The organism is Heliomarina sp., assembly GCF_052826185.1.
The window spans coordinates 322,166-344,550 of the sequence record NZ_JBRBUI010000017.1; the positions used below are offsets into that span (position 1 = coordinate 322,166).

The window sequence follows — 22,385 nt, forward strand, 5'->3', positions numbered from 1 at the left end:
CTCTCGCCTTGGCAGGTTGATAGAGCAGAGACAAAGGCAGGGGCGTGCACGACACGGCCCTGCCCAAGAAAACAAGTGTACTGGGGGCAGAGCGTGTACGATCTTGAGAGCAAAAGCGTAACCAAGCGGTTCGGCAGTTTCACCGCGGTGGATTCGGTTTCATTCGGGGTGCCCAGCGGGTCGTTCTTTTCGATCCTCGGGCCTTCGGGCTGCGGCAAGACCACGCTGATGCGCATGATCGCGGGATTCGAGAACCCGAGCGAGGGTGACATCCTGATCAAGGATCGTTCGGTGCTGAACGACGCGCCGAACAAGCGTAACGTCAAGATGGTGTTCCAGCACCTCGCGCTGTTCCCGATGATGAATGTGGGCGAGAATATCGCCTATGGGCTGCGCTGCCGGGGCGATGCGAAATCCTCGATCGGGGACAAGGTGAAGGCGGTGCTGGATCGTGTCGGCCTGCCGGGGGTCGAGGAAAAACAGGTGTCGCAGCTGTCGGGGGGGCAGAAACAGCGGATCGCGATTGCGCGCTGCATGGTGCTTGAGCCGGATGTGCTCTTGCTGGACGAACCGCTTGGCGCGCTGGACCTGAAGCTGCGCGAGCACATGAAGATCGAGCTGAAGCAATTGCAGCACCAGTTCGAGACCACATTTCTTTACATCACCCACGATCAGTCCGAGGCGCTTGTCATGTCCGACAACGTGGCGGTGATGAATGCGGGCCGGTTCGAACAGATCGGCTCTCCGAAAGAGTTGTACGACCGGCCGGTGTCCGGGTTTGTTGCCGGGTTCGTGGGCGATGCGAACCGCTGGGCGGGGCGGATCGACCGGGTGTCGGACGGTATGGCGCGGGTGCAGCTTGAGGGCGGCGATACGGTTGTCGCCTCGGCCGAAGGTGGCGGCGATGGCAGCTCGGTCGAGGTCTTCGTGCGCCCCGAGGTCATCAAGATCGGCGCGGGCCCCGAGGGATCGACCCTGAGCGGGAAGGTGGACAGCCTGCTGTTCAACGGGGCGAACAGCCGGGTGCTGGTCAAGACGCCGTCCGGCAAGCTGATCGAAGTGGCGGACCCGTCGGGTGCGAGCACGCTGGCCGAAGGGGACGAGGTGCAGATCCATTGGGATCCGAAACGCGCGCTCGCCTTTCCCGGCGAGGCGGCCTGATGCGCAGCGATACAGGCAAGCTGTCGCTGATCCTGTTGATGACGCCATTCGCGTTGTGGATCGTGCTGCTGATCATCCTGCCGCAGGCCGGGATCGGCTATGTTTCCTTGCAGGAAAAGGTCGGGCCGCGGCAGTACGAGTTCGGGTTCAAGAACTACATGGATTTCCTGGGCGAGCCGATCTACTGGAACACGCTGCTGCGCACCGCGTGGATGTCCATACTGGTGACGATCCTTGCGCTTCTGATCGGGTTTCCGGTCGCCTATTACATTGCCAAGATCGCCAAGAAACAATCGCGGGCAGGGCTGTTCCTGTTATGCCTGATCCCGCTGTGGGTGAGCGACCTTGTGCGCGCCTTTGGATGGATCGTGCTGCTGCGCGAGACCGGGATCATTTCCGGCGCCTTGCAGTGGCTGGGCATCATCGGCGAACCGGTCGAGCTGCTTTATAACGACATGACGGTGATCATCGGGCTGGTCTATACGGTTGTGCTCTTCATGATCGTGCCGCTGGTGTCCACGCTGGACGGGATGGACGATGCGCTGCTTGAGGCGGGGTATAACCTTGGCGGCAGCCGGTTCACCGTGTTCCGCCGGATCATCGTGCCTTATGCCATGCCCGGGATCGTGTCGGGCTGCATCATCACCTTCATGCTGACGGCAGGGAGCTACCTGACGCCGATCCTGCTGGGAGGCAAGAATTCGAGCTGGTTCACCGAGCAGATCTATAACCAGTTCATCACCCGCTATAACTGGGAGGCGGGGGCGACCTTTGGCGTGCTTCTGCTGTTGTTCACCTCATTCGTGGTCTGGGCTGGTTTGCGGCTCACGGGGCAAAGCCTCGCGACCACCGTGGCAAAGGAGTAGGCGCGATGAATTCTGGCAACCGCTCTCCGTTTCTCGGGTTCGTATATCGTGCCTATGTGGTGATCTTTTTCATCTATCTGGTCGCGCCGCTGCTGGCGGCGGGCGTCTTTGCCTTCAACGACTCCATGTTCCCGTCGCTGCCGTGGCAGGGGTTCACGCTCGACTGGTTCTTTAACGATACCGAGCCGAAGCTGGGCATGTTTCACGATGACCGGCTGATGCGGGGATTGGGTAATTCGCTTTACATCGGGGTGATCGTGTCGGCGCTGGCGGTGCTTGCGGGGACCTGCAATGCGTTTCTGTTCGTACGCAAGGAGTTTCCGTTCAAGAACGCGCTGTATGTGCTGATGGTGGTGCCGCTGGTGATCCCCGGCGTGATCGTCGGCATCGCGATCCTCGTCTTTGCGAGCATGATCGCGAACGGGATAGACAACGTGTTCGATTTCAACCCGACGTGGCTGCGCCCCGGAATTCCCCTGATCGTTCTGGGGCAGTTTTCCTTTCTGACGACGATCACTTCGCTGGTCATTGCCGCGCGGCTACAGAAGTTTGATGAATCGCTGGAAGAGGCGGCGCTGAACCTTGGGGCGAGCCGGGGGCGGGTGCTGGCCACGGTAACGTTGCCCTATCTGGTGCCAGCGCTGTTCTCGGCCTTTGTGGTCGCGTTCCTAGTGTCGTTCGAGAATTTCAACACGACGCTGATGTTGGTGGGGTCGGACGCGCCGCTCACGATCACCATGTATGACCGCATGGTCAAGGTCGGCTCGACCCCGGTGCTGAACGCGGTGTCGGTGTTCCTGATGATCGGGTCCGGGCTGCTGGCGCTGCTGAGCGTCGTGGCGCAGCGCAACAAGGAAGACGCCTAGGGTGCGGGCGCCGGGCTGACCGAGACCATGTCGACCTCGTGCCGGGTGGTCTGACGGCCAAAGGCGCGCATCGAGCCCTTGACCGGCGAGACATCGGCATAGTCGCGTCCGATGGCGACGATAACGTGGTCGTTGCCTGCCATCATGTCATTGGTGGGGTCGATCTGGACCCAGCCTGCGTCGGCGCCGCACCATGCCCTGACCCAGGCGTGCATCGCATCTGCGCCTTCGAGTCGTTCCTTGCCCTCGGGCGGGATTGTCCGGATGAAGCCGCTGACATAGCCCGCCGGAATATCGACAGCGCGAAGCGCGGCGATCATGATATGGGTGAAATCCTGACAGACGCCGCGTCGCTTGCGAAAGGCATCGAGCGGGTTGGTCGAGACCTCGGTCGACTCCGGGTCGAATGTCATTGTGCCATGCAGGGCGTGGGAAATGGCCTGCACGGCGGCCAGCGTCGACATGTCGGAACGCACGGTGTCGCGGGCGAAATCTGAAATCTCGGCGCCGGGGGTGACCCTTTCGCTGGGGCCGAGGAAATGATGCGGCGAGGTCGGGTCGATCGAGCGTATCGCGTCGGTTTCCTGCCGGATCGCCGAAAGCCCGCGCGACAGATCGAAAGAGACCAGATCGGCGCTGCGCCGCACCCGCCCGTCAAAGCGGAAGGTGATCCGGGAGAGGGACCGGTCATGGGCAAGTTCGGTGGTGCGGTTGCCGAAAAAATCGGTGGAATCTCGGCGGAAATCGCTGGGCGGATCGCAGGACACCGCGCCTGAGATCAACTGCTGGTCGGGCAGGTTCAGCGGCATGATGCGCAGCAGGCTGCGGCCCGCGGCGGCGGGGTATTCGTAGCGGTAGCTGATCTTGAGCTTGATGTCGTAAAGGGTGCTCATCTAGTTCAGGTACTCTGTGGTCATCGCGTCCGAAATGCCGATGATTTTCTTGCGGATGGCTTCCAGTCTTTTGCGGTCGATTTCCTCGGGGATGGCGGTGGTGATTTCCGTATGCAGCCGCAGGATGCGGCGTGATAGGGTGGTCATCTGATCGGTGTTGTCGGGGGCGCGGACCTCGGCCTCTTGCTCGCAGAGCTGTTCGAGCTGGGCAAGGATCGAGCGAGGGTTGGCCTTGTCGAGCACCATCATGTCGATCACCGTGTTGCGGTTCGAACTGACCGAATAGCGGCGGCGATGGGTCATGGTGCTGTCGCCCACCTCGACCGCGATGTCGAAACTGCCTGCCGGGGCGCGGGCATCGGCGAAATCTATCAGCAAAGCGGCGATGTTTTCCGCCCGTTCGATGGCGCGGCCCATGGTGAGAAAACGCCATCCGGCAGAGCGGAACATGTTTTCATGGACGAGTCCCGAGAAGCCGGCGAGCTTGCGCAGCAATACCGTCATGGCGCGGACGGTTTCGTCGCCCGCCTGTTGCAGATCGCTCATCTCGCGGACGGAAGTTTCGAGATCGGCCACCGCATGCCAGCCATCGGTCGAGAACCGGTCGCGCACCTTGCCCGCGCAGCCGCGCGCAAGCTGGAACAGGCTGAGCAATTGACGTGGAACGGGGTGATCCACATCCATGCCCTGCCGTCCGATGAAATCGCCAAGGTAGGCCACAAGCGGATTGGTCTTGTCGCCCGCGTCTTCGAGCCGCAGGTGATAGGCGCGCAGCTTGCGGACCTGGCTTTCGGCGCGTTCCACATAGCGGCCAAGCCAGAACAGGTTGTCGGCGGCGCGGGTCGGCAGCTCTCCGGGGGTGCGGCGCACAAAGGGGCCTGCGGCCTGCTTGGTCAGGCTGTCGGCGACCACGGGTTCGTCGCCGATGACCCAGACATCGGCCACCGATCCGCCGCTTTGCATGGCAAGCGCGGTCGGGTCCTCGGTGCGGCCGATCCGGGCATAGCCGCCGGGCATAACCGTCCAGCCGTCGGCGGTGCGGGCGGCAAAGACGCGTACCACCATCGGGCGCGGGACAAGCTGGCCGTCGATCATCGCGGGCGTGGTCGAGAGCGACACGGCCTCTTGCCCGACGAGATTCGCGGCGTCCTCTTTCAGCCAGTCCTCGACCGGTCCCTGCGCGCCGTCGCGGAATGATCCGCCGAGTGCCGTGGCGGCATCCATGTCGAAGGGCAGGCTGGTCGAGAGCGCCCGGCCGATCATCATGTCCGATAGGTTGTTGCGCACGTGGTTCAGCTCGTTCGGCTGACCGCACCACCAGGTCGCGATATTGGGCAGCTTGAGCGGCTCGCCCGTCCAGGTGCGGGCGATACGGGGCAGAAAGGCCATCAGCGCGCGGGCCTCGAGTACACCTGAGCCGAGGCAGTTCAGCATGGTCAGCGCCTCGTTCCGGAGCGCGGCAACCATGCCCGGCGTGCCGAGCGCCGAGCCTTCATCGAGTTCGAGTGGATCGGAGAACCGGCTGTCGAGCCGCCGCCAGATCACGCTGACCGGTTGGGGACCGTGGATCGTGCGCACCATCAGCTCGCCTTTTTCGACGCGCAGGTCCTCGCTTTCGAGCAGCATGAGGCCAAGATAACGGGCGATGTAGGCGTGTTCGAAGTACGTGTCAGTGTGCTGGCCGGGGGTGAGGATCGCGACGCGTCCTTCACTGGTGCCGCGCAACTCGTTCAGCGCGTCGCGGAAACCCCGGAAGAAACTGGCCAGCCGCGCCACGTTGGCGGTCGGGAAGTGATCGAAGAACACCCGGCTGGTGGCCATCCGGTTTTCCAGCGCGAAGCCGGGGCCGGAGGGCGCCTGGGCGCGGTCGCCGAGGACGAACCAGCTGCCATCGGGCGAGCGGCCAATTTCAAAGGCAAGCAGGTGCAGGAAATGGCCTGAGCGGGGTTTGGTGCCGACGACGGGGCGGAGCCATTCTGGGTTGCGGGTGATCAGCTCGGGCGGCAGGAGGCCGGAGCTGACCAGTTCGCCGGGGCCATAAAGATCGGCCATCACCCGTTCGAGCAGCTCGGCGCGCTGCACGATGCCTTCGCTCAGGGTTTTCCATTCGTCGGGGCCGATGACCACCGGGATATGGCTGAGCGGCCAGTTGCGTTCGGTCGAGCCGGTATCGGTGTATTGACGGAAATAGACGCCCGCATCCTGAAGATACTGATCGCCCCGCGCAAAACGCCGCGCAAGATCCTGTGGCCCAAGCCCGGCAAGGAAGTTGATGAAGGGTTCCCATACCGGACGAATCCGGCCATCGGCCTGCATCAGCTCATCGGCAATGCCGTTTTGCGGGTGGTAGCCTGCGAGGAGATCTCCTGTTTTGCGGGAATGGGCGGCGTTGTTCATGCATCAAAGTCCGGGAGGCCGCCTGAGGTCGAGGGTCAGGGGGAATTCAGGATGGGGATGTTCCGGCTCGGGCCAGTAGCTGCCGGGGGTGTGCCCCATCTTTTCGAACCGCGCAAGGCGGCGTGCCTCGGCCTCGTTGCCGTTGACCGGGAAGGTTTCGTAATTCCGACCGCCCGGGTGGGCCACGTGATAGGTGCAGCCGCCAAGCGCATGGCCTGTCCAAGTGTCGAAGATCTCAAAGGTCAGGGGCGCGTTGACCGGCAGCACGGGATGCATGGACTCCGCCGCCTGCCATGCCTTGAAACGCACGCCCGCGACGCTGACACCGTTTGTGCCGGTTGCTGTGAGGGGCACGGCGCGCTTGTTGCAGGTCACGATATAGCGGGACGGATCGCCGCCCGAGAGCTTGACCTGCATCCGTTCCACCGAGCTGTCGGTGTAGCGCACGGTGCCGCCGATCGCGCCGCGTTCGCCCATCACGTGCCAGGGTTCGAGCGCCTGTCGCAGTTCGAGGTGAACGCCTTCGTATTCTACCTCGCCGCAGAAGGGGAAGCGAAACTCGGCCTGCGCCTCGAACCATTCGGGCCGGAAGGTGAAGCCGTGATCACCCAGATCGCGGAGCACGTCCATCAGGTCCTCCCAGACGAAATGCGGCAGCATGAAACGGTCGTGGAGCGTCGTGCCCCAGCGCACCGGTTTGCCTTTCACGGGCGATGTCCAGAACCGGGCAATCAGGGCGCGGATCAGCACCTGTTGGGCAAGGCTCATCTGGGCGTCGGGCGGCATCTCGAAGCCTCGGAATTCGACAAGGCCAAGGCGGCCGGTCGGGCCATCGGGCGAGAACATCTTGTCGATACAGATTTCGGCCCGGTGGGTGTTGCCGGTGACGTCGACGAGGATGTTGCGCAACAGCCGGTCGGTGAGCCATGGCGCGGGGGGCGTGCCTTCGCCCGGCGCGTGGATCTGGTTCAGCGCGATCTCAAGCTCGTACAGGCTGTCGTGGCGAGCCTCGTCAATGCGCGGGGCCTGACTGGTGGGGCCGATGAAGAGGCCCGAAAACAGGTAGGAGAGCGAGGGGTGGCGCAGCCAGTGCAGCACCAGCGAGCGCATCAGGTCGGGTCGGCGCAGGAAGGGCGAGTCATTCGGGGTTTCGCCTCCGACAACCACGTGGTTGCCGCCGCCGGTGCCGGTGTGCTTGCCGTCGATCATGAACTTGTCCGCGCCGAGGCGGCAGAGCTTGGCCTCTTCGTAGACGGCCTTGGTGGTGGCGACGCAATCGTCCCAATTGTCGGCAGGATGGATGTTTACCTCGATCACGCCCGGGTCGGGCGCGACGCGGATTACGTTCATGCGCGGATCATGCGGCGGGGCGTAGCCTTCGATGTGGACGGGGAGGTCCAGTTTCTTGGCCGCTGCTTCGGCGACGTGGATCAGATCGAGATATTGCTCGAGCGATTCAACCGGGGGCATGAAAACGCAGAGCCGCCCGTCGCGGGGTTCGACCGAGAGCGCGGTACGGACCGCGCCGCCGACCGCGTGCAATTCTTGCGGGATAAGCTCCTGCGTTGCGCCGGTCGCGCTGGGCGCGCTGACCGGCTGGCTGCGGCCTTCGGTGGCCTCGGGTCCCCCGAAATCGGAGGGTTCCTCGGCGAATTCGGGCAGCGGGCCGCGCGGCTCGGTTGGGTCGGTCGGGTAGGTATAGGGGAATTGCGCGGGCGGCACGTAAGGCAGCGTGCCGAGCGGGATGCGGTAGCCGACCGGGCTGTCGCCGGGCACGAGGTAGACATGGCCGCGCCGCAGCTTCCATTTCTCCGACCGCCAGCGGTGACCGCTAGCCTTGGACTGCCATGCCTGCACCGGCAGGACATAGCCCGAGGGTTCGGTCAGTCCGCGCTCGAATACGCGGGCGATGCGGTGACGTTCCTCGGGGTCTTTTAGCTTGGAATTCTCGGGGGTGACGTTTTCGGGCAGGTTGCCTTCCTTGATGATCCATTCGGCTGGATCCTCATAGGCGGGAACCACGTAGTCGGGTTCGATGCCGAGACCGCTGGCGATTTCGCCAAGCAGCTTGCTGGCGTCTTCCTTGCTGGCACCGGTTTTGGCGCCTTCGCGGGCGATGAGGGCGTCGTCTTTCCAGATCGGCTTGCCGTCCTTGCGCCAGTAGAGCGAAAAGGTCCAGCGGGGAAGGGTTTCGCCCGGGTACCATTTGCCCTGACCGTAGTGCAGAAATCCGCCGGGCGCGAAACGCTCGCGCAGCCGTCGGATCAGGTCATCAGCAAGGCCGCGTTTCATCGGGCCGACGGCGGCGGTGTTCCATTCGGGGGATTCGAAATCGTCGATAGAGACGAATGTCGGCTCGCCGCCCATGGTGAGGCGCACGTCTTCTTCCTTGAGCACCGCGTCGACCTTGTGGCCGAGCTCGTCCAGCGCCTCCCATGCCTCATCCGAGAAGGGTTTGGTGATGCGCGGGTGTTCGGCGGTGCGCGTGACGGTCATGTCGAAATCGAAATCGACCTGAGGCGCGCCTGCGGAGGAGAAACCGCCGACGATGGGCGCGGCGTTGGAATAATGCGGGGTCGCGGCGAGCGGTATATGGCTTTCCCCGGTCAGAAGGCCCGAGGTCGGGTCAAGCCCGATCCAGCCTGCGCCAGGCAGGTAAACTTCGCACCAGGCGTGGAGATCGGTGAAGTCGTGATCGGTGCCAGCAGGGCCGTCGAGCGCGACCAGATCGGGTTTCAGCTGGATCAGGTAGCCCGAGACAAAACGCGCGGCAAAGCCGAGGTTGCGCAGGATCTGTACCAGCAGCCAGCTTGTGTCGCGGCACGAGCCGCGTACGGAGCCAAGGGTTTCCTCGGGCGTTTGCACGCCCGGCTCCATTCGGATGACATAGTTGATTTCATTCGAGAGCCGCGCGTTCAGACCGACGAGAAAATCGACGGTGCCGGTCTTGTCGCGGGGGATCGATTTCATGAAATCGGCCAGCAGTGGCCCGGGCGTTTCGGTCTTGCGATAGATCGACAGGTCTTCGACGAGTTCGGCGGGGTAGTCGAAGGGCCACTCCTGCGCGGTTTCATCGACGAAGAAATCGAACGGGTTGTAGACGGTCATATCCGCGACAAGATCGACCTCGATGCGGAATTCGGTGACGGGTTCGGGAAAGACAAAGCGCGACAGCCAGTTGCCGTAGGGATCCTGCTGGTGATTGACGAAATGGTTTTCCGGGCTGACCTTGAGCGAATGCGAAATCACCCGTGTCCGGCTGTGCGGTGCGGGCCGCAGGCGGATGACCTGCGGGCCCAGCGTCACGGGCCGGTCGTACTTGTAATGGGTCAGGTGACGGATGCTTGCGGTGATGGCCATGTAACTGTCTTTTCCTTCCTGGAAAGCTGCGATGCAGCAAAGACGGTTTGCGATCACATGTAAAGGGAAAGGCCCGAAGCGGGCTTGGCACGGCCCCGGCTTGCGGGGCGGATGCGCGGGAAAACGGCGCGGCGGATTGCGTCGTTCACCGGGGTGCCGTGCCCGTATTTGCGGGCACGGCGATATTGTTTATCAGCTGAGGACAGCTTCGACCGCGCGCTGGGTCGCACCGACGATCTTGTCGGCCTCTTCGCGGGTCAGGCAGAAGGGCGGAGCAAAGCCGATGATGTCGCCCTGCGGCATGGCGCGGGCGATGACCCGGTCCTGTTCCAGCATCTTGGCCGAAACCTGCGGGCCGATCTTCTTGGCGGGATCGAAGAATTTGCGCCCGTCGCGGTCTTCGACGAATTCCACGGCGCAAAGCATACCTTCGCCCCGGATGTCGCCGACATTGGGGTGATCGCCAAGTGCGGCCTTCATCTGCTGGTTCAGGTAGGTGCCGACATTGCCCGCGTTCGCCACCAGACCCAGCTTGTCGAGCAGGTTGAGGTTCGCCACGCCCGCAGCCGCCCCGATCGGGTGGGCGGAATAGGTCCAGCCGTGGCCGATGGGGCCGTTTTCATCGGTGCCCTGTTCCAGAACCTTCCACATCTTTTCGCCGACGATAGAGCCGGAGAGCGGCGCGTAGGCCGAGGTAAGACCCTTGGCGATGGTGATGAGATCGGGTTTCAGACCGTAGTGATCGGAGCCGAACATGGAGCCGAGTCGACCGAAACCGGTCACGACCTCATCCGCGATGAGCAGGATGTCATGCTTGTTCAGAACCGCCTGAATGGCTTCCCAGTACCCGGCGGGAGGCGGAACGATGCCGCCGGTGCCAAGGACCGGTTCACCGATGAAGGCGGCGATGGTGTCCGCGCCTTCACGCTCGATCAGCGCTTCGAGCTCGGACGCGCAATGGGCGACGAATTCGGATTCGCTTTGGCTGAGGTCTTCGCGGCGGAAATAGTCCGGGGCGATGGTGTGGGTGACCTGCTCGACCGGCAGGTCGAATTTCTTGTGGAAAAGTTCCAGTCCGGTCAGCGAGCCGGTCACCAGCCCCGAACCGTGATAACCGCGCCAGCGCGAGATGATCTTTTTCTTTTTCGGCAGGCCGCGGATGTTGTTGTAGTACCAGACCAGCTTGACGTTGGTTTCGTTCGCATCCGACCCGCCGAGGCCGAAATAGACTTTGGACATGTTATCGGGCGCGCGATCGAGGATCATCTTGGAGAGGGTGATCGACGCTTCGGTGCCGTGGCCGACGTATGAATGGTAATAGGCCAGTTCGCTCGCCTGATCGGAAATGGCCTGGGCGATTTCCTGACGGCCATAGCCGACGTTCACGCAGTAAAGCCCGGCAAAGGCATCAAGCAGCTTCGTGCCGTCGCGATCTTCGATGTGGACACCCGATGCCGTCCGGATCACCCGGTTGGCGCTTTCCCCGCGCGCGTGCTGGGCAAGATGAGTCGAGGGGTGAAAAAAGTTTTCTCTATCCCATTGATCCAGTTGATCGTTCTTCAGCATGTCGGGTCCTTTTCTTGCGAATTCCGGGTGACACCTACGGGATTCGCGGCCGATCAACCATCCCTTTACCGGGATTTCCTGTGGCCGAAGCCCCCTGCAATGACCGCTATTGGCGCAATAATCGTATCGGCGGCACTTGGCCGAGCGCCGAAAAATTTCGCGACTTTCGCAAACCTAAAGGAACCGGAAGCCCCGTTGGGCTGTTTGATATCCGAGAGCCAGACGGAAACTCTGGCCGAGTAATTGGTAGGAGAGAAATGATGAAACGCCTTTTGATGACTACTGCCCTGATTGCGGCGAGCGCAACCGGTGTATACGCCCAGACCAACACCGAAGCTGCTGCTGAATCCGACGCTGCCGCACCGATGCATAACGGTTCCGACAGCATGTTCCGCAGCGAACCGGGCCCGATGGAAATCCACGCGTCGAACTTTATCGGCATGCGTGTCTACACCAGCGAAAACGAAGTTGACCAGGAAGGCTACGAAGGTCTTCAGGACAACTGGGAAGACATTGGCGAGATCAACGACGTCGTGCTGAGCCGTGATGGCAGCGTAGACGCCGTTCTGGTCGACATTGGCGGCTTCCTCGGTATTGGCGAGCGCCAGATTTCCGTCGACATGAACGCCATCAAGTTCGTTTCCGATGATGCGACTGCCGAAGACGAAGGCGATTTCTTCCTCGTGATGAACGCCAGCCGCGCGAGCCTTGAAGAAGCGCCCGAATATAGCTGGGACCGCGCCGAGAACGACGCTGAAATGGCTATGAACGACGCTGAAAACGCAGCCGAAAACACCGCCGACGACGTTGCCGTCGCTGCTGATAACGCAGGCGACAAGATGGAGAACGCTGCGGAAGAAACCGGCGATGCGATCGAGGACACCGCTGAAAATGCCGCTGAGGAAACCGACGAAGCCATCGACAACGCTCAGGGCGAGCTTCAGCCGATGACTGATGACGTCGCAAGCGACGAAGCTGCTGATCCGGCCGCAACCGGTGCCGCGACTGGCATGGCCGCGAACGAGACCATGAACTCCGACTCGGAAATGGCCAATAACGACGCTGCGACCAACGAGATGGTTGCCGACGAAGGTTACACGATGGTTCGTGCTGACGAGCTGACCGCCGAAGACCTGACCGGTGCGCGCGTTTACGACTCGACCGACCAGTGGATCGGTGAAGTTTCCGAACTGCTGCTGGACGGTTCGTCGAAGATTGACCGTGCGGTTGTTGACGTAGGCGGCTTCCTCGGCATTGGCGAAAAGCCGGTTGCCCTGGCATCGGACGAACTGAACATTCAGCGTGAGAACGATGGCGACGACATCCGGGTCCGCGTCAACATGACGAAGGAACAACTCGAGTCGCTGCCCGAATACGAAGATTAATTCGTAACTGAGTACACTCCAAACTTTGGCCCGCCGTTCAGGCGGGCCATTTTTTTATGTGCGCAGGTTACGTGGCGTGCTGTCGAGCCTTGAATGGAATTGACGGAGCGTTTCGCGGTCCTGCTCGTTCTCGAGGTCTTTCTGCATCCGGCTTAGGAGCTTGTGGACATGTGCGTCGCAAAGCGCATCCGTTTCCGTATAGGGCCGCGAGTTGCCAAAACCCTGTTCCAGCAGGTCGAGAAAGGTGAGACTGCCAGTTCTCACACGGCCGCTTCGGTCTTCGCGCAGACCTGATTTGTAGTTCGCGGCGGTCAGGCTGGCGGCGAACATCCAGTTAAGGCAGTTGATCGCGGTGAAGGGGTCATTTACTCCCGGCGAAAGAGCGCGGGCCGACATTTCGACCAGCTCATCGACAAGGAACAAGAGGTTCTGATCCTCGGTGCGGCTGTGGCCGATGGCAAAACAGCCGCGCAGTTTGCCAGAGGTTTCCTCGTCAGGTTTTTCGCCCCAGATGTGAAGGGCAGGTGTCTCTTCACTCACAAAATCGCCTGGCGGGGCGACCACGTAGATCAACAGATCATATTTCTCTGAAATCTCTGTCATCAGCGACTTGTCGAAGGCCTGAACATAACCGCTGGTGCCGAGATACAAGATGGTGTCCGGGTCTCGCTCGGGCCAGTCGTGGTCTTTGTCTTCATCTTTTTCATCGTCTTCGATGAGGCTCTTGATGGCTGCGACCAGCTTGTTGCCGAGATCGGCCGTTATGTTGCCGACGTTGATTGTTTCGGGAATGTGATGGACAAAGAAGATCACGGTAAAGACCGAGACACCCATCAATCCCATGGAAACCATGATCGAGAGATGAGGCACATAGGCCTCGATCGGATCTTCGCCGCCCGCATCGGCCGGGTCCTGGATGGCGCGGGCGACCATCACGGCAAAGACGAAAGTGGCGATCAGGGTGCCGAGGCTGAGCTGGTTGCCCCGGTCGCGCATGAAATTCCCGATCAGACGCGGGCCGAAATTGCCCGACGCAAAGGACACGGCGACCATCGTCATGGAGAACATGACGCCGGCGACCCCGAAAGCAGACTGGGAAATGATGCTCATCAGCGAGCGCGCACCGTCCACCTGGGTGTTCGAGAATGTCTCGGGCAGCGAGAACGGCATGTCATCCATGTGCCGATCGACATAAAGCGTTGCCAGCGCCAACAGGACCGACAGCAGAACCAGCGAGGTTGGAAGAAACCAGTAGCTCGCCCGGATGTCCTGAAGCAGCTTGGCGATTTTTGCGCCTGAATCCAAAATCTTGCCCTTTCCAGATATTGAGGGCAGCCCGGTTTTGCCCCGTCCCAGACTTAAGCCACGCGGGGCGCAAAGCAAATGCAAAGGCAGGATTCGGGAACCTGGGACGTCTTCAGGCGTTAGTTGGCAGACGCCCCGCAACGGTTAGAACGTATCGGAACGGGACAAGTAAATTGCCAAAACAAGGAGCGTTGAAATGCTGGAAGGACTTGGCGGACTAATTATTCTCGTGCTGGACATCTGGGCGATCATCTCGATCATCGGGTCGGCCGCAAGCACGGGTAAAAAAGTATTGTGGGTTCTGCTCGTGCTGATCCTGCCTGTCATCGGCTTTATCATCTGGCTTATCGCCGGGCCGAGATCGGGACAGAAGATCGCGTGACGAGACAAGGAAAACGGGCCATCGGGCCCGTTTTTCGTTTCTAAAGCAAGGGGCGCGGGTTAGGCAGCGATGCGTCCGATTTGGCCATCTCGGCGAGCTTTTCGATGTCGTAGACCTTGAGACTGTCGCTCGACCAATTGGCGAGCTGACTCGCCCGCAATTTCGCCAGCGTCTTGTTCGTGTGAACCAGCGACAGCCCCAGCGCATCGGCGAGATCTTGCTGACGATAGGGGAGGTTCATCGCCCTGTTTTCCACCAGACCAAGCGTTTTTCCACGAAGAAAAATTTTGAGAAGCGCCCATGCGATGGCCTGTGAGGCCGAGCGCTGGCCGAGAGAAAGCAATGTTTCGCCGAGAAAATGTTCTTCGACAGCAGCGAGCCAGGTCAGATCGAATGCACGCTCTGGTTGAGATTTGAAAAGTGTCCATATACCTGAGCGATCAAAGACGCAGAGGGTCATTTTCGTGGTCGCTTCGACGGAATGACCCATTTCCCGCATGATGCCTGCCTGCAAGCCTATGAAATCACCGGGAAAAATGAAGTTGATAACCTGTCGTTTACCATCTTCGGTGGTTTTATAGCGTAGGCCGAGGCCGCGCAGCACGGTAAAGAGCTGCGGACTGTTCGAACCTTCCATAAGGATGGGCGCGCCGGCGTCGACGGTGAGTTCGCCAACCTTGAAACGCTCCATGAACTTGATCTCCTCCGGGGTGAGATCAATGTAGGCATCCTTGTTTCGCAGGGGGCATCTTTGACATTTGATTGGCATGCTGCGGTCTTAACCTTGTATGTCATAGTTTAATGCGAAGAATTCGCAGCGTCGTTAAATGTCTCCTAAAATACGGAGCTTTTCCTCGATGCCAAATCTTTTCGTAGTCGATCCTGACCCTGTGATCGCTTTGGACCTGTCCGAAGCGCTCGCAGAGTTTGTGCCCGACGGCGTCGTACATGTTTTTTCGTCGATTGCAGATGCACATGACGCGTTGGTGCGCATCGCCAAGCCATGGCTGACCATCGTCAGCGTTCCCTCGTCGGAGCTACGTAGCCCTCGGGTGAAGGAAACCCTTCACGTCCTTTCGGAGCGCACCGTCGTGGTGGCCGAGCAGCCGGAGTACAATAATCTAGCCGTTCCCAACTCGATCCTTGTTCAACGGCCATTCACGACGGACATGATCTCTAGCGCGATCGTCAATCTCGGCGCGCCCCGGCGTTGAGCCCAGCCTGCATTCCATAGAGAAACGCCTGTACAAGCGGCGGAGATTTCGGTGGGACGGATGAGGCTGCTGCCTGAACCCGTTGTTGCTGACGCACGGCGTGACGTCGACTGCTGCCGTTGCTCATCAGCGCGACCGCGATGAATATCAGGCCTACGCCAGCGTAACAGCATCCGATGATCAGCGAAGCCGTAAGCGCGTCATAAGTAATGGAAAGATAGATCCAGGCGGCGAGTGTTAAAAAGCCTAGGCCAACGAGTAAAATCAGCAGTCCCACGGAAAGCAGGGCTGCTGTTCGGGCAGCATCTGCCGCCGCTTGCTTTACACCATTAAGCATATTAGCGGCGGCTGGTCAGGCAACCAATGAGAAAGCCGATACCGGCGGCGATGCCGAGGGCGGTGGCGGGTTGCGTCGATACGAACTCTGTCGCCTGATCGCGCGCGTCGCGTGCCTGTGTCGTGATATAATCTTCGGCTTCGGCTTTCTTGCGGCGAGCGGTGTTCGTCAGTTCGGATTTCTTTTCGCGGCCGATTTCGGTGATCGTTTCCGTCAGCGACGACAGGTCCTTGCGTAGCGTTTCAATCTGCGCGCTGAGTTCGTCGACAGTTTTCTGCTGAGTGCTGTCGGAAGCGCCGGGGTTCAGTTTCGTTGTAGTATTGGCCATTTCGGTCTCCTTTAAAGAATTGCTGTGGGAGCTTGATGGGCTAACGCGCCGAATGGATTAAAGTTTCGCGATCATTAAGCAAGCTGACCAGAAAAATTGAAACATGCATTTCATCCACATGTTTTGATGGGCATCGGCTAAGGATGAAAATGAAAAAACCCGGCTGGAGGAGCCGGGTTTCTCGAAAGCGTTTTGCCGGTTAATTCACGCGTTTTTCAGCGTTTCGGTCGAGGCAAAGAACATTGCCTGGCTCACGGCCGATTTAACCTGATCTTCCTTGTAGGGTTTGGAGATCAGGAAGGCCGGTTCGGGACGTTCGCCGGTGAGCAGACGTTCCGGGAAGGCGGTGATGAAGATCACCGGTACATCCCCTATTGCCTTGAGTAGGTCGTTTACCGCGTCGATTCCGGAAGAATTGTCTGCGAGCTGGATATCCGCGAGAATCAGGTCCGGCTTTGTTTGCTTGCCCAATTCCACAGCGCTTGTCCGGGTGCGACCGACGCCAGTGACCTCGTGGCCAAGATCGGTCACGATGGCGCTGATATCCGCTGCGATGATCGGTTCATCCTCGATCACCAGAACCCGCCCGGAAATGGCGCTTTGCATGTCCATACGGGCCACGTTGATCAGGTGACGCACCTCATCACGGCTGATCTGCATGATCGTGCTGATGTCCGCGATGGAAAATTCCTCGACGGTCGAAAGCAGCAGTGCTTCGCGCGTGTTTTTCTCAAGGTTGCCAAGATAGGCCTGAGCCTTTGCGAAAGTGGATTCCTGCTCGATCTCGGCCATGGGAGCACCGCTGCTCGACCAGATGGCATGGAAGCATTTGAACAATCCGACCCGGACGGAAACGTCGTCGGCAAAGACGGAACGATCCTGTAGAATCGTTTCGAGCGTCGCAACCGCATATTTGTCACCGCTCGATTGAGCGCCCGTCAGAGCACGTGCATATCTTCTCAGATATGGAAGCTCCCCGGCTATCTGGTCGGAGAGGTCAGGTGTCGTGTCACCATCTGACATATTATTTCGCCTTTTTTTCATATCAGTCGGAACCGAACGTCTGATCATTGCGTTTGGTTCCTGATGTAGCATAGGTTTTTTGGACGGCAGTGGGAATAGCAGAGAAATATGATGGCGACAGAAAACAATAAAGGATCGGATCGGGTTGCAGCGATAATCGATCAAAATCTGAAGCTGGTCTATTCGGATCTCGTGCAAGAAGACCTGCCGGACAGGTTCAAGGATTTGCTCGCAGTACTGAAAGCTCAGGAAGCGGAAGAGAAGTCCAAGAAATGAACAAAACTGATCCTCGCGACGGTTTGGTCGATCATCTTCCTGCGCTTCGCGCCTTTGCGCTTAGCCTGACCCGGAATGGTGCTACGGCGGATGACATGGTGCAGGACACCGTGGTCAAAGCCTGGACCAACATCGACAAGTTCAAGGAAGGCACGAACATGCGTGCCTGGCTGTTCACCATTCTTCGCAACACTTACTATTCAAGCCGCCGCAAGCTGAACCGCGAGGTTGCGGACGTTGACGGTGCTTTTACGTCGACACTGTCCGTTAAACCCGACCACGACGGTCGCATGCAACTCACCGACTTCAAGAAGGCATTCGAGACCCTGCCTGACGAACAGCGCGAGGCGCTGATTCTGGTCGGGGCCTCGGGTTTTTCCTACGAGGAAGCCGCGTCGATGTGTAAGGTAGCAGTCGGCACGATCAAAAGCCGCGCCAACCGGGGCCGGGCCAAGCTGGCTGAGATACTGCAATTGGAAGATGATGGACCGATGGAACTGACCGACCAGGCGACAATGGCTGTCGTTGCTGGCGCCGGTTCCACCACTAGATGAGTTCAGAAGTGCCTAAAGAGCATCGTTGGTGGAATAGTCTTCGCGCCAGGTTGATCGTGATGATCTCCCTGGCGCTTCTGCCTGTTGGGCTGATGGCTATTCTGCAAACAAGGAACGTCACCGAGAAAGCACGACGCAATGCCGAGCTTGCGCTACTGGCTATGGTCGAGCAAGCAGCGCTCCGTGAACGGCTCGTGATACAGCGCGCCTATGGCGTGGCCGACGGGATCGCCGAGCTCGCTCAGGATCTGGAAAACGACCCAGAGAGGTGTACTGAGCATCTGGCGGGAATCGTCGAGCGGACACAGCGTTTCAGCTTCATTGGTATCGTGGACCCTGAGGGGCAGATGGGATGTTCGTCGAGTGGCATCCAGATGAACGTCAGGGAGTTTGAAAACTACTACGGGTTTCTTCAGTCCCGGTCGCCGTCGATCAGTGTCATTTCCCGCCCTATGATCAGTGGCACGCCAATTATCTCGGTTGCCGTGCCCGTTATGGATGGCGAGCAAATTTCCGGGCATGTGCTGATTTCGATCCCGCACCATACGCTTTCGCCGCCCGAGCAAGACGACAAGGAAGCGGCGATGGCGTTGAAGGATATCGTTACCTTCAACAGCAAGGGCGATGTTCTGTCGTTTCGTGGGGGGGAGGAGTTCCGCCCCGAACGGCTTCCGGCGGGGTTGAACCTTACAGCCCTGACGACGGATACGTCGAACGCGTTTTCAAGCCTGAACCGTCTGGGTCAGGACCGTATTTACAGCGTTGTACCGATACAGAACGGTCAATTGTTCGTGCTGGGGATATGGGATGCGCAGTCGGGGCTCGCCGAACAGATCGTCGGGCGCTATCCGCAACTTATCTTTCCTATCCTGATGTGGCTGGTCAGCCTTGCCGTTGTTATCGGCGCCATCCATCACCTTGTTCTGCGCCATGTGCGCAGCCTGCGTCGCCAGATGGTCCGCTTTGCGCGCGACCGTGCCTTGCAGGAGCCGAAGACAGTAAATGAAATGCCGACGGAACTGAGAGAGATACAAACAAGTTTCAGTACCATGGCTTATTCAATCATGCAGGACGAAGCTAATCTCGAAGATGCAGTGCGTGAGAAAAACGTGCTGATCCGAGAAATTCACCATCGGGTGAAGAACAATCTTCAGCTCATTTCGTCGATCGTGAACATGCAGATCCGGAATGTGGACAGCCCGGAGGCTAAAGAGATACTCCGCCGGGTGCAGGATCGCGTTCTGAGCCTCGCGACTATTCATCGGGATCTTTACCAGTCCAATTCTGCGGGGCTGGTGAATGTTGGGAATCTGATCAACGAGGTCATCGAGAAAAGCGTCCACATAGGTTCGGACCAGAGTAAGCCGGTTCAGATTGAATCCGATATCGAGGATATCATGCTTTACCCGGATCAGGCGGTGCCGATGTCGCTTTTGGCGGCCGAAGCTGCGACCAATGCAATGAAGTATGTCGGTGCAGCCAACGGTGGTGACCGCTGGATCAAGGTGTCGTTCGTTGCGGGCGAGGGCAAGACTCGTGTGTTTCATCTGTCAAACTGCGTGGGCGACGAGCCGGTCATACAGGGCACGGGCATGGGCACCAAACTGATCAAGGCCTTTGCCATCCAGCTTGACGCCAAGCTGGACGTGGAAGATCAGCCCGACGAGTATGCCCTTACCGTGACGTTCGATGCGGCGGATTTCATGGCACAGGCGGAAAGCTACTGATGAGACCGGTCCCGCAAACTGCGGCCTCTCGGGATTTTCAGGTTTTTATAACCGCCGGCGAGGCCTACCCCGAATTCGAACGCATGTTTCTTAGTGCCCGCGAGAAGGTCACGCTCGCGTTCCGGATTTTCGACCCGTGGACAAAACTGCATTCGCCCGAAGCGCTCGAAATCGGCGACACCTGGATGGACCTGATTGCGCACACCCTAAGCCGCGGTGTGTCGATCGACCTGACCATCACTGATTTCGACCCTGTGCTGCGCCCCGACCTGCATCGTGGCACATGGTCTTCGATTCGTGCGATTGCCGCCGCCGGTGAACTGTCTACGAACCCGGATCTGCTGCGCGTTCATGCGTCGATGCATCCGGCACGCGTCGGGGCGATCACGCGCCTTGCGCTTTGGCCGCGAACCTATCTTGAAATCCGAAAGACGGTTTCAAAGATCAACACCGACGAGCATGCGCATATTGATCGGTTTATGTCCGAAGTACCGTTTCTGCGGCGTAACCTTCGGCGCTTAAAAGATAAGCTTGGCGCGCGGCTGCTGCCGCTGCCTTTCCTTGTCCCGGTTACCCATCACCAAAAACTCGCGGTTTTCGACCGGGATCTTTTGTACATCGGCGGGCTGGACCTGAACGACAGGCGTTACGATACGCCGGCGCATGAACGAGCGGCCGACGAGACGTGGCATGACATACAGGTCAGCGTGAAAGGTCCCGAAGTGGAAGATGCGTTGCGGCATCTGGAGACCTTCGAGGATGTCACTCTGCGCCGGATTGACCCTCCCGAGTTGCCAAACCTGATGCGGACTCTGTCTCGCAAACCGAAACTGAACTTGTTCCGGCTGTCGCCGAGCGTCTGCGTAACGGAATTGTCGGATTTTCATCACGCTGCCGTCGCGCGGTCGGAGAACCTGATCTACCTCGAAAGCCAGTTCTTTCGGGATGTGAAATTGGCCAAGAGTTTTGCCAAGGCGGCCAAGAAAAACCCGGCATTGAAGCTCATACTGATTCTACCAGCCGCCCCGGATGACGTCGCCTTTGAGCAATCCTCCGCAGGAGATGCCCGCTACGGAGAATATCTGCAGGCCAAAAGCGTCAAGATTCTGCGCGAGGCTTTTGGCGACAGGATTTTCATAGGGTCCCCGGCGCGACCCGTGCCCAGCGACACACCCGACCGAAGCCGGATTTACGGGGCACCGATCATCTACGTGCATGCGAAGGTGTCGATCTTCGACCACCGTGAAGCCGTCGTTTCCTCGGCAAACCTGAACGGTCGATCGCTGAAATGGGATACCGAGGCGGGCGTGAGAATATCTGAACCCGAGCACATCTCGCATCTGAAAAAGAAATGTTACGAGCACTGGCTGGTCGAGGGAATAAACGAATCGTTCTTTGACCCGGATCAGGCGGTCGAAGCATGGCGCAACCGTGCCCGCGAGAACGCGCGCGCCAAGCCCGAGGATCGCAAGGGGTTCATCGTGCCCTATACCTCGGCCCCGGCGCGGCGGTTTGGTCATTCCTTGCCGGGGATCCCCGAAGAAATGGTCTGACCCAGAGAGGCCTCGGCGATGGTGATCAACCAGATCATCAGGGGCAGGGCGATGATGCCGCCGAGCGGTCCCCAGAGCCACAGCCAGAACACCAGGGACAGAAAGACGAGCAGGGGGCTGACTTTCATCTGCTGACCGACAAAGGCCGGGGTGACGAACTGGCCCTCCATCATGTTCATGCACATGTAGAGCGCGGCGGGCGCGACACTGATCGGCCCGTCGAAGACCACGAGGCCTGTCACCAAGAGGGTAAAACCCATGACGATGGGGCCGAGATAAAGGATAAAGTTCAGCAGAAAGGCGAGCATTCCCCAAAAGATCGGGGCAGGCATGCCGAACAATTGCATAGCCCCCGCGACAAGGCAGCCGAAAACAAGATTGATCGAGGTGATGGTTAGCACGTAACGCGCGACCTGCTGTTCCGCGAATTCAAAGTCATGCTCGGTCAGCTTTTTGAGCGATGCGCCGATCCAGGAATAGACCTCGACACGGACGAGCAGGAAGAAATAGAGCGTCCCGGCGAAGATCATCACCTGACCCAGAACCTGCGGTGCGTAGAAAAGCGCATCCGAGGCGCTGGGCATGTTCATCGAGCCTTCCGAGGCGGCCTCACGCGGGGTTTCGGGATCGACCGAGGCGGCAACATCCTTGGAGATCTCGTCCAGACCCTGCAGCATCTGGCGGGCGCCTTCGATGGCTTCGCGGAATTCTCGCCAGATCATGGGCGCGCGGTCCAGCGCCTGACTGACGTAGGGTTCAAGGACCAGCACGATCGTGGCGAGCGCAAGAAGTACGATGACCAGCGTCGCAAGTGCAGCAAGCGCCGGACGAAGGTTCAGCCGCATCCAGAGACGTGAGACCGGCGAAAGCACGATGCCCAGAACAAAGGCCGCCAGCACGGGGCCGAAGAAATTCTGGGCGTAATCCAGCACCGCGAACACGGTGACAACGGATACAAGAATGACGGTGAACCGGATAAGCGCCGAACTTTCCCGGACGGGGGTGCGCAGCAAGCTGGTTTTTTCTGTGATTGGATTTTCGGTGGTCGGAGAAATTTCGTTGTCCATCAAGCGGTCAAAATCCATTTAAAACAGTCAATTAGCCAAAGGCCGAAATTGTGCGAGGGGAGCCGCTTTTTTGCCACCGATGCCAGCGGCACTTCACCTAACTCCTGAACCCGGCGCTGGGTTCC

20 protein-coding genes are annotated in these 22,385 nt (G+C 59.7%); 10 read left to right on the forward strand and 10 right to left on the reverse strand.

What is annotated here, in order from left to right:
• Positions 1-93 precede the first annotated feature (93 nt).
• From ACU0FH_RS06845 to ACU0FH_RS06855, 3 genes are read left to right on the forward strand one after another with little or no spacing between them, the layout of a single operon-like run.
• On the forward strand, positions 94-1,161 hold the full coding sequence (locus ACU0FH_RS06845; protein ID WP_446193938.1) for an ABC transporter ATP-binding protein: 1,068 nt from the start codon (positions 94-96) through the stop codon (positions 1,159-1,161).
• Complete coding sequence (locus ACU0FH_RS06850; RefSeq protein ID WP_238370888.1) at positions 1,161-2,027, forward strand: ABC transporter permease; 867 nt, start codon at positions 1,161-1,163, stop codon at positions 2,025-2,027. The genes ACU0FH_RS06845 and ACU0FH_RS06850 overlap by 1 nt, the downstream gene beginning before the upstream one ends.
• Positions 2,028-2,032: 5 nt before the next feature.
• Positions 2,033-2,893, forward strand: a complete 861-nt coding sequence (locus ACU0FH_RS06855; RefSeq protein WP_238370889.1) for an ABC transporter permease — start codon at positions 2,033-2,035, stop codon at positions 2,891-2,893.
• Here ACU0FH_RS06855 and ACU0FH_RS06860 read toward each other — a convergent pair.
• From ACU0FH_RS06860 to ACU0FH_RS06875, 4 genes are all read right to left on the reverse strand, one after another.
• Positions 2,890-3,786 carry a transglutaminase family protein gene (locus tag ACU0FH_RS06860; protein ID WP_446193939.1) on the reverse strand — a complete coding sequence of 299 codons (897 nt, stop codon included), beginning with the start codon at positions 3,784-3,786 and terminating at the stop codon, positions 2,890-2,892. The genes ACU0FH_RS06855 and ACU0FH_RS06860 overlap by 4 nt on opposite strands.
• The gene (locus ACU0FH_RS06865) at positions 3,787-6,183 is read right to left on the reverse strand and encodes a circularly permuted type 2 ATP-grasp protein (protein ID WP_446193940.1); all 2,397 of its coding nucleotides are present in this window, start codon (positions 6,181-6,183) and stop codon (positions 3,787-3,789) included.
• Between the two features lie 3 nt (positions 6,184-6,186).
• Positions 6,187-9,543 carry a transglutaminase family protein gene (locus ACU0FH_RS06870; RefSeq protein WP_446193941.1) on the reverse strand — a complete coding sequence of 1,119 codons (3,357 nt, stop codon included), beginning with the start codon at positions 9,541-9,543 and terminating at the stop codon, positions 6,187-6,189.
• Positions 9,544-9,735: 192 nt separating this feature from the next.
• Positions 9,736-11,109 carry an aminotransferase class III-fold pyridoxal phosphate-dependent enzyme gene (locus ACU0FH_RS06875; protein ID WP_446193942.1) on the reverse strand — a complete coding sequence of 458 codons (1,374 nt, stop codon included), beginning with the start codon at positions 11,107-11,109 and terminating at the stop codon, positions 9,736-9,738.
• Between the two features lie 260 nt (positions 11,110-11,369).
• On the opposite strand from ACU0FH_RS06875, the gene ACU0FH_RS06880 reads away from it, so the two are divergent.
• Entirely contained in the window at positions 11,370-12,494 is a 1,125-nt protein-coding gene (locus ACU0FH_RS06880; protein WP_446193943.1) for a PRC-barrel domain-containing protein, read from the forward strand.
• A 54-nt stretch (positions 12,495-12,548) separates the two neighbouring features.
• Here the strand turns inward: ACU0FH_RS06880 and ACU0FH_RS06885 are convergent, their stop codons facing one another.
• The gene (locus ACU0FH_RS06885) at positions 12,549-13,799 is read right to left on the reverse strand and encodes a DUF2254 domain-containing protein (RefSeq protein WP_446193944.1); all 1,251 of its coding nucleotides are present in this window, start codon (positions 13,797-13,799) and stop codon (positions 12,549-12,551) included.
• Between the two features lie 196 nt (positions 13,800-13,995).
• On the opposite strand from ACU0FH_RS06885, the gene ACU0FH_RS06890 reads away from it, so the two are divergent.
• Positions 13,996-14,181, forward strand: coding sequence for a PLDc N-terminal domain-containing protein (locus ACU0FH_RS06890; RefSeq protein WP_088634179.1), 186 nt, complete (start codon positions 13,996-13,998; stop codon positions 14,179-14,181).
• 40 nt (positions 14,182-14,221) lie between these two features.
• Here ACU0FH_RS06890 and ACU0FH_RS06895 read toward each other — a convergent pair whose 3' ends face one another.
• Positions 14,222-14,950 carry a Crp/Fnr family transcriptional regulator gene (locus tag ACU0FH_RS06895; RefSeq protein ID WP_446193945.1) on the reverse strand — a complete coding sequence of 243 codons (729 nt, stop codon included), beginning with the start codon at positions 14,948-14,950 and terminating at the stop codon, positions 14,222-14,224.
• An 88-nt stretch (positions 14,951-15,038) separates the two neighbouring features.
• On the opposite strand from ACU0FH_RS06895, the gene ACU0FH_RS06900 reads away from it, so the two are divergent.
• Complete coding sequence (locus ACU0FH_RS06900) at positions 15,039-15,395, forward strand: hypothetical protein (protein ID WP_238370898.1); 357 nt, start codon at positions 15,039-15,041, stop codon at positions 15,393-15,395.
• On the opposite strand, the gene ACU0FH_RS06905 is transcribed toward ACU0FH_RS06900, so the two are convergent.
• The 3 genes from ACU0FH_RS06905 to ACU0FH_RS06915 form a co-directional block, all read right to left on the reverse strand.
• The gene (locus ACU0FH_RS06905) at positions 15,370-15,732 is read right to left on the reverse strand and encodes a phage holin family protein (protein WP_446193946.1); all 363 of its coding nucleotides are present in this window, start codon (positions 15,730-15,732) and stop codon (positions 15,370-15,372) included. The two genes, ACU0FH_RS06900 and ACU0FH_RS06905, sit on opposite strands and share 26 nt — an antisense overlap.
• A 1-nt stretch (position 15,733) precedes the next feature.
• Positions 15,734-16,060: a DUF883 family protein gene (locus tag ACU0FH_RS06910; protein WP_446193947.1), complete on the reverse strand. Its 327-nt coding sequence runs from the start codon at positions 16,058-16,060 to the stop codon at positions 15,734-15,736.
• Positions 16,061-16,264: 204 nt separating this feature from the next.
• Positions 16,265-17,083 (reverse strand): response regulator, encoded by an 819-nt coding sequence (locus ACU0FH_RS06915; RefSeq protein WP_446193948.1) that lies wholly within the window; start codon positions 17,081-17,083, stop codon positions 16,265-16,267.
• A 108-nt stretch (positions 17,084-17,191) separates the two neighbouring features.
• Between ACU0FH_RS06915 and ACU0FH_RS06920 the strand changes: the two genes are divergently transcribed.
• The 4 genes from ACU0FH_RS06920 to ACU0FH_RS06935 are packed head-to-tail and all read left to right on the forward strand — an operon-like array spanning position 17,192 to position 21,193.
• Entirely contained in the window at positions 17,192-17,359 is a 168-nt protein-coding gene (locus ACU0FH_RS06920) for a NepR family anti-sigma factor (protein ID WP_337926797.1), read from the forward strand.
• A complete protein-coding gene (locus ACU0FH_RS06925) occupies positions 17,356-17,913 on the forward strand; it encodes an RNA polymerase sigma factor (RefSeq protein WP_238370902.1) in 558 nt (185 codons plus the stop codon). Before ACU0FH_RS06920 ends, ACU0FH_RS06925 begins: the two co-directional genes overlap by 4 nt.
• A 59-nt stretch (positions 17,914-17,972) precedes the next feature.
• A complete protein-coding gene (locus tag ACU0FH_RS06930; protein ID WP_446193949.1) occupies positions 17,973-19,640 on the forward strand; it encodes a histidine kinase dimerization/phosphoacceptor domain -containing protein in 1,668 nt (555 codons plus the stop codon).
• A complete protein-coding gene (locus ACU0FH_RS06935; RefSeq protein WP_446193950.1) occupies positions 19,640-21,193 on the forward strand; it encodes a phospholipase D-like domain-containing protein in 1,554 nt (517 codons plus the stop codon). Before ACU0FH_RS06930 ends, ACU0FH_RS06935 begins: the two co-directional genes overlap by 1 nt.
• Here the strand turns inward: ACU0FH_RS06935 and ACU0FH_RS06940 are convergent.
• Positions 21,157-22,260: an AI-2E family transporter gene (locus ACU0FH_RS06940; RefSeq protein WP_446194161.1), complete on the reverse strand. Its 1,104-nt coding sequence runs from the start codon at positions 22,258-22,260 to the stop codon at positions 21,157-21,159. The genes ACU0FH_RS06935 and ACU0FH_RS06940 overlap by 37 nt on opposite strands.
• Positions 22,261-22,385: the final 125 nt, after the last annotated feature.

What these genes read in the sequence shown, in the direction of transcription:
- ACU0FH_RS06850 (WP_238370888.1), top strand. Translation starts at nt 1,161, where the DNA reads ATGCGCAGCGATACAGGCAAGCTGTCGCTGATCCTGTTGATGACGCCA.
- ACU0FH_RS06855 (WP_238370889.1), top strand. Translation starts at nt 2,033, where the DNA reads ATGAATTCTGGCAACCGCTCTCCGTTTCTCGGGTTCGTATATCGTGCC.
- ACU0FH_RS06860 (WP_446193939.1), bottom strand. Translation starts at nt 3,786, where the DNA reads ATGAGCACCCTTTACGACATCAAGCTCAAGATCAGCTACCGCTACGAA.
- ACU0FH_RS06865 (WP_446193940.1), bottom strand. Translation starts at nt 6,183, where the DNA reads ATGAACAACGCCGCCCATTCCCGCAAAACAGGAGATCTCCTCGCAGGC.
- ACU0FH_RS06870 (WP_446193941.1), bottom strand. Translation starts at nt 9,543, where the DNA reads ATGGCCATCACCGCAAGCATCCGTCACCTGACCCATTACAAGTACGAC.
- ACU0FH_RS06875 (WP_446193942.1), bottom strand. Translation starts at nt 11,109, where the DNA reads ATGCTGAAGAACGATCAACTGGATCAATGGGATAGAGAAAACTTTTTT.
- ACU0FH_RS06880 (WP_446193943.1), top strand. Translation starts at nt 11,370, where the DNA reads ATGAAACGCCTTTTGATGACTACTGCCCTGATTGCGGCGAGCGCAACC.
- ACU0FH_RS06890 (WP_088634179.1), top strand. Translation starts at nt 13,996, where the DNA reads ATGCTGGAAGGACTTGGCGGACTAATTATTCTCGTGCTGGACATCTGG.
- ACU0FH_RS06895 (WP_446193945.1), bottom strand. Translation starts at nt 14,950, where the DNA reads ATGCCAATCAAATGTCAAAGATGCCCCCTGCGAAACAAGGATGCCTAC.
- ACU0FH_RS06900 (WP_238370898.1), top strand. Translation starts at nt 15,039, where the DNA reads ATGCCAAATCTTTTCGTAGTCGATCCTGACCCTGTGATCGCTTTGGAC.
- ACU0FH_RS06905 (WP_446193946.1), bottom strand. Translation starts at nt 15,732, where the DNA reads ATGCTTAATGGTGTAAAGCAAGCGGCGGCAGATGCTGCCCGAACAGCA.
- ACU0FH_RS06910 (WP_446193947.1), bottom strand. Translation starts at nt 16,060, where the DNA reads ATGGCCAATACTACAACGAAACTGAACCCCGGCGCTTCCGACAGCACT.
- ACU0FH_RS06915 (WP_446193948.1), bottom strand. Translation starts at nt 17,083, where the DNA reads ATGTCAGATGGTGACACGACACCTGACCTCTCCGACCAGATAGCCGGG.
- ACU0FH_RS06920 (WP_337926797.1), top strand. Translation starts at nt 17,192, where the DNA reads ATGATGGCGACAGAAAACAATAAAGGATCGGATCGGGTTGCAGCGATA.
- ACU0FH_RS06925 (WP_238370902.1), top strand. Translation starts at nt 17,356, where the DNA reads ATGAACAAAACTGATCCTCGCGACGGTTTGGTCGATCATCTTCCTGCG.
- ACU0FH_RS06930 (WP_446193949.1), top strand. Translation starts at nt 17,973, where the DNA reads ATGATCTCCCTGGCGCTTCTGCCTGTTGGGCTGATGGCTATTCTGCAA.
- ACU0FH_RS06935 (WP_446193950.1), top strand. Translation starts at nt 19,640, where the DNA reads ATGAGACCGGTCCCGCAAACTGCGGCCTCTCGGGATTTTCAGGTTTTT.
- ACU0FH_RS06940 (WP_446194161.1), bottom strand. Translation starts at nt 22,260, where the DNA reads ATGGACAACGAAATTTCTCCGACCACCGAAAATCCAATCACAGAAAAA.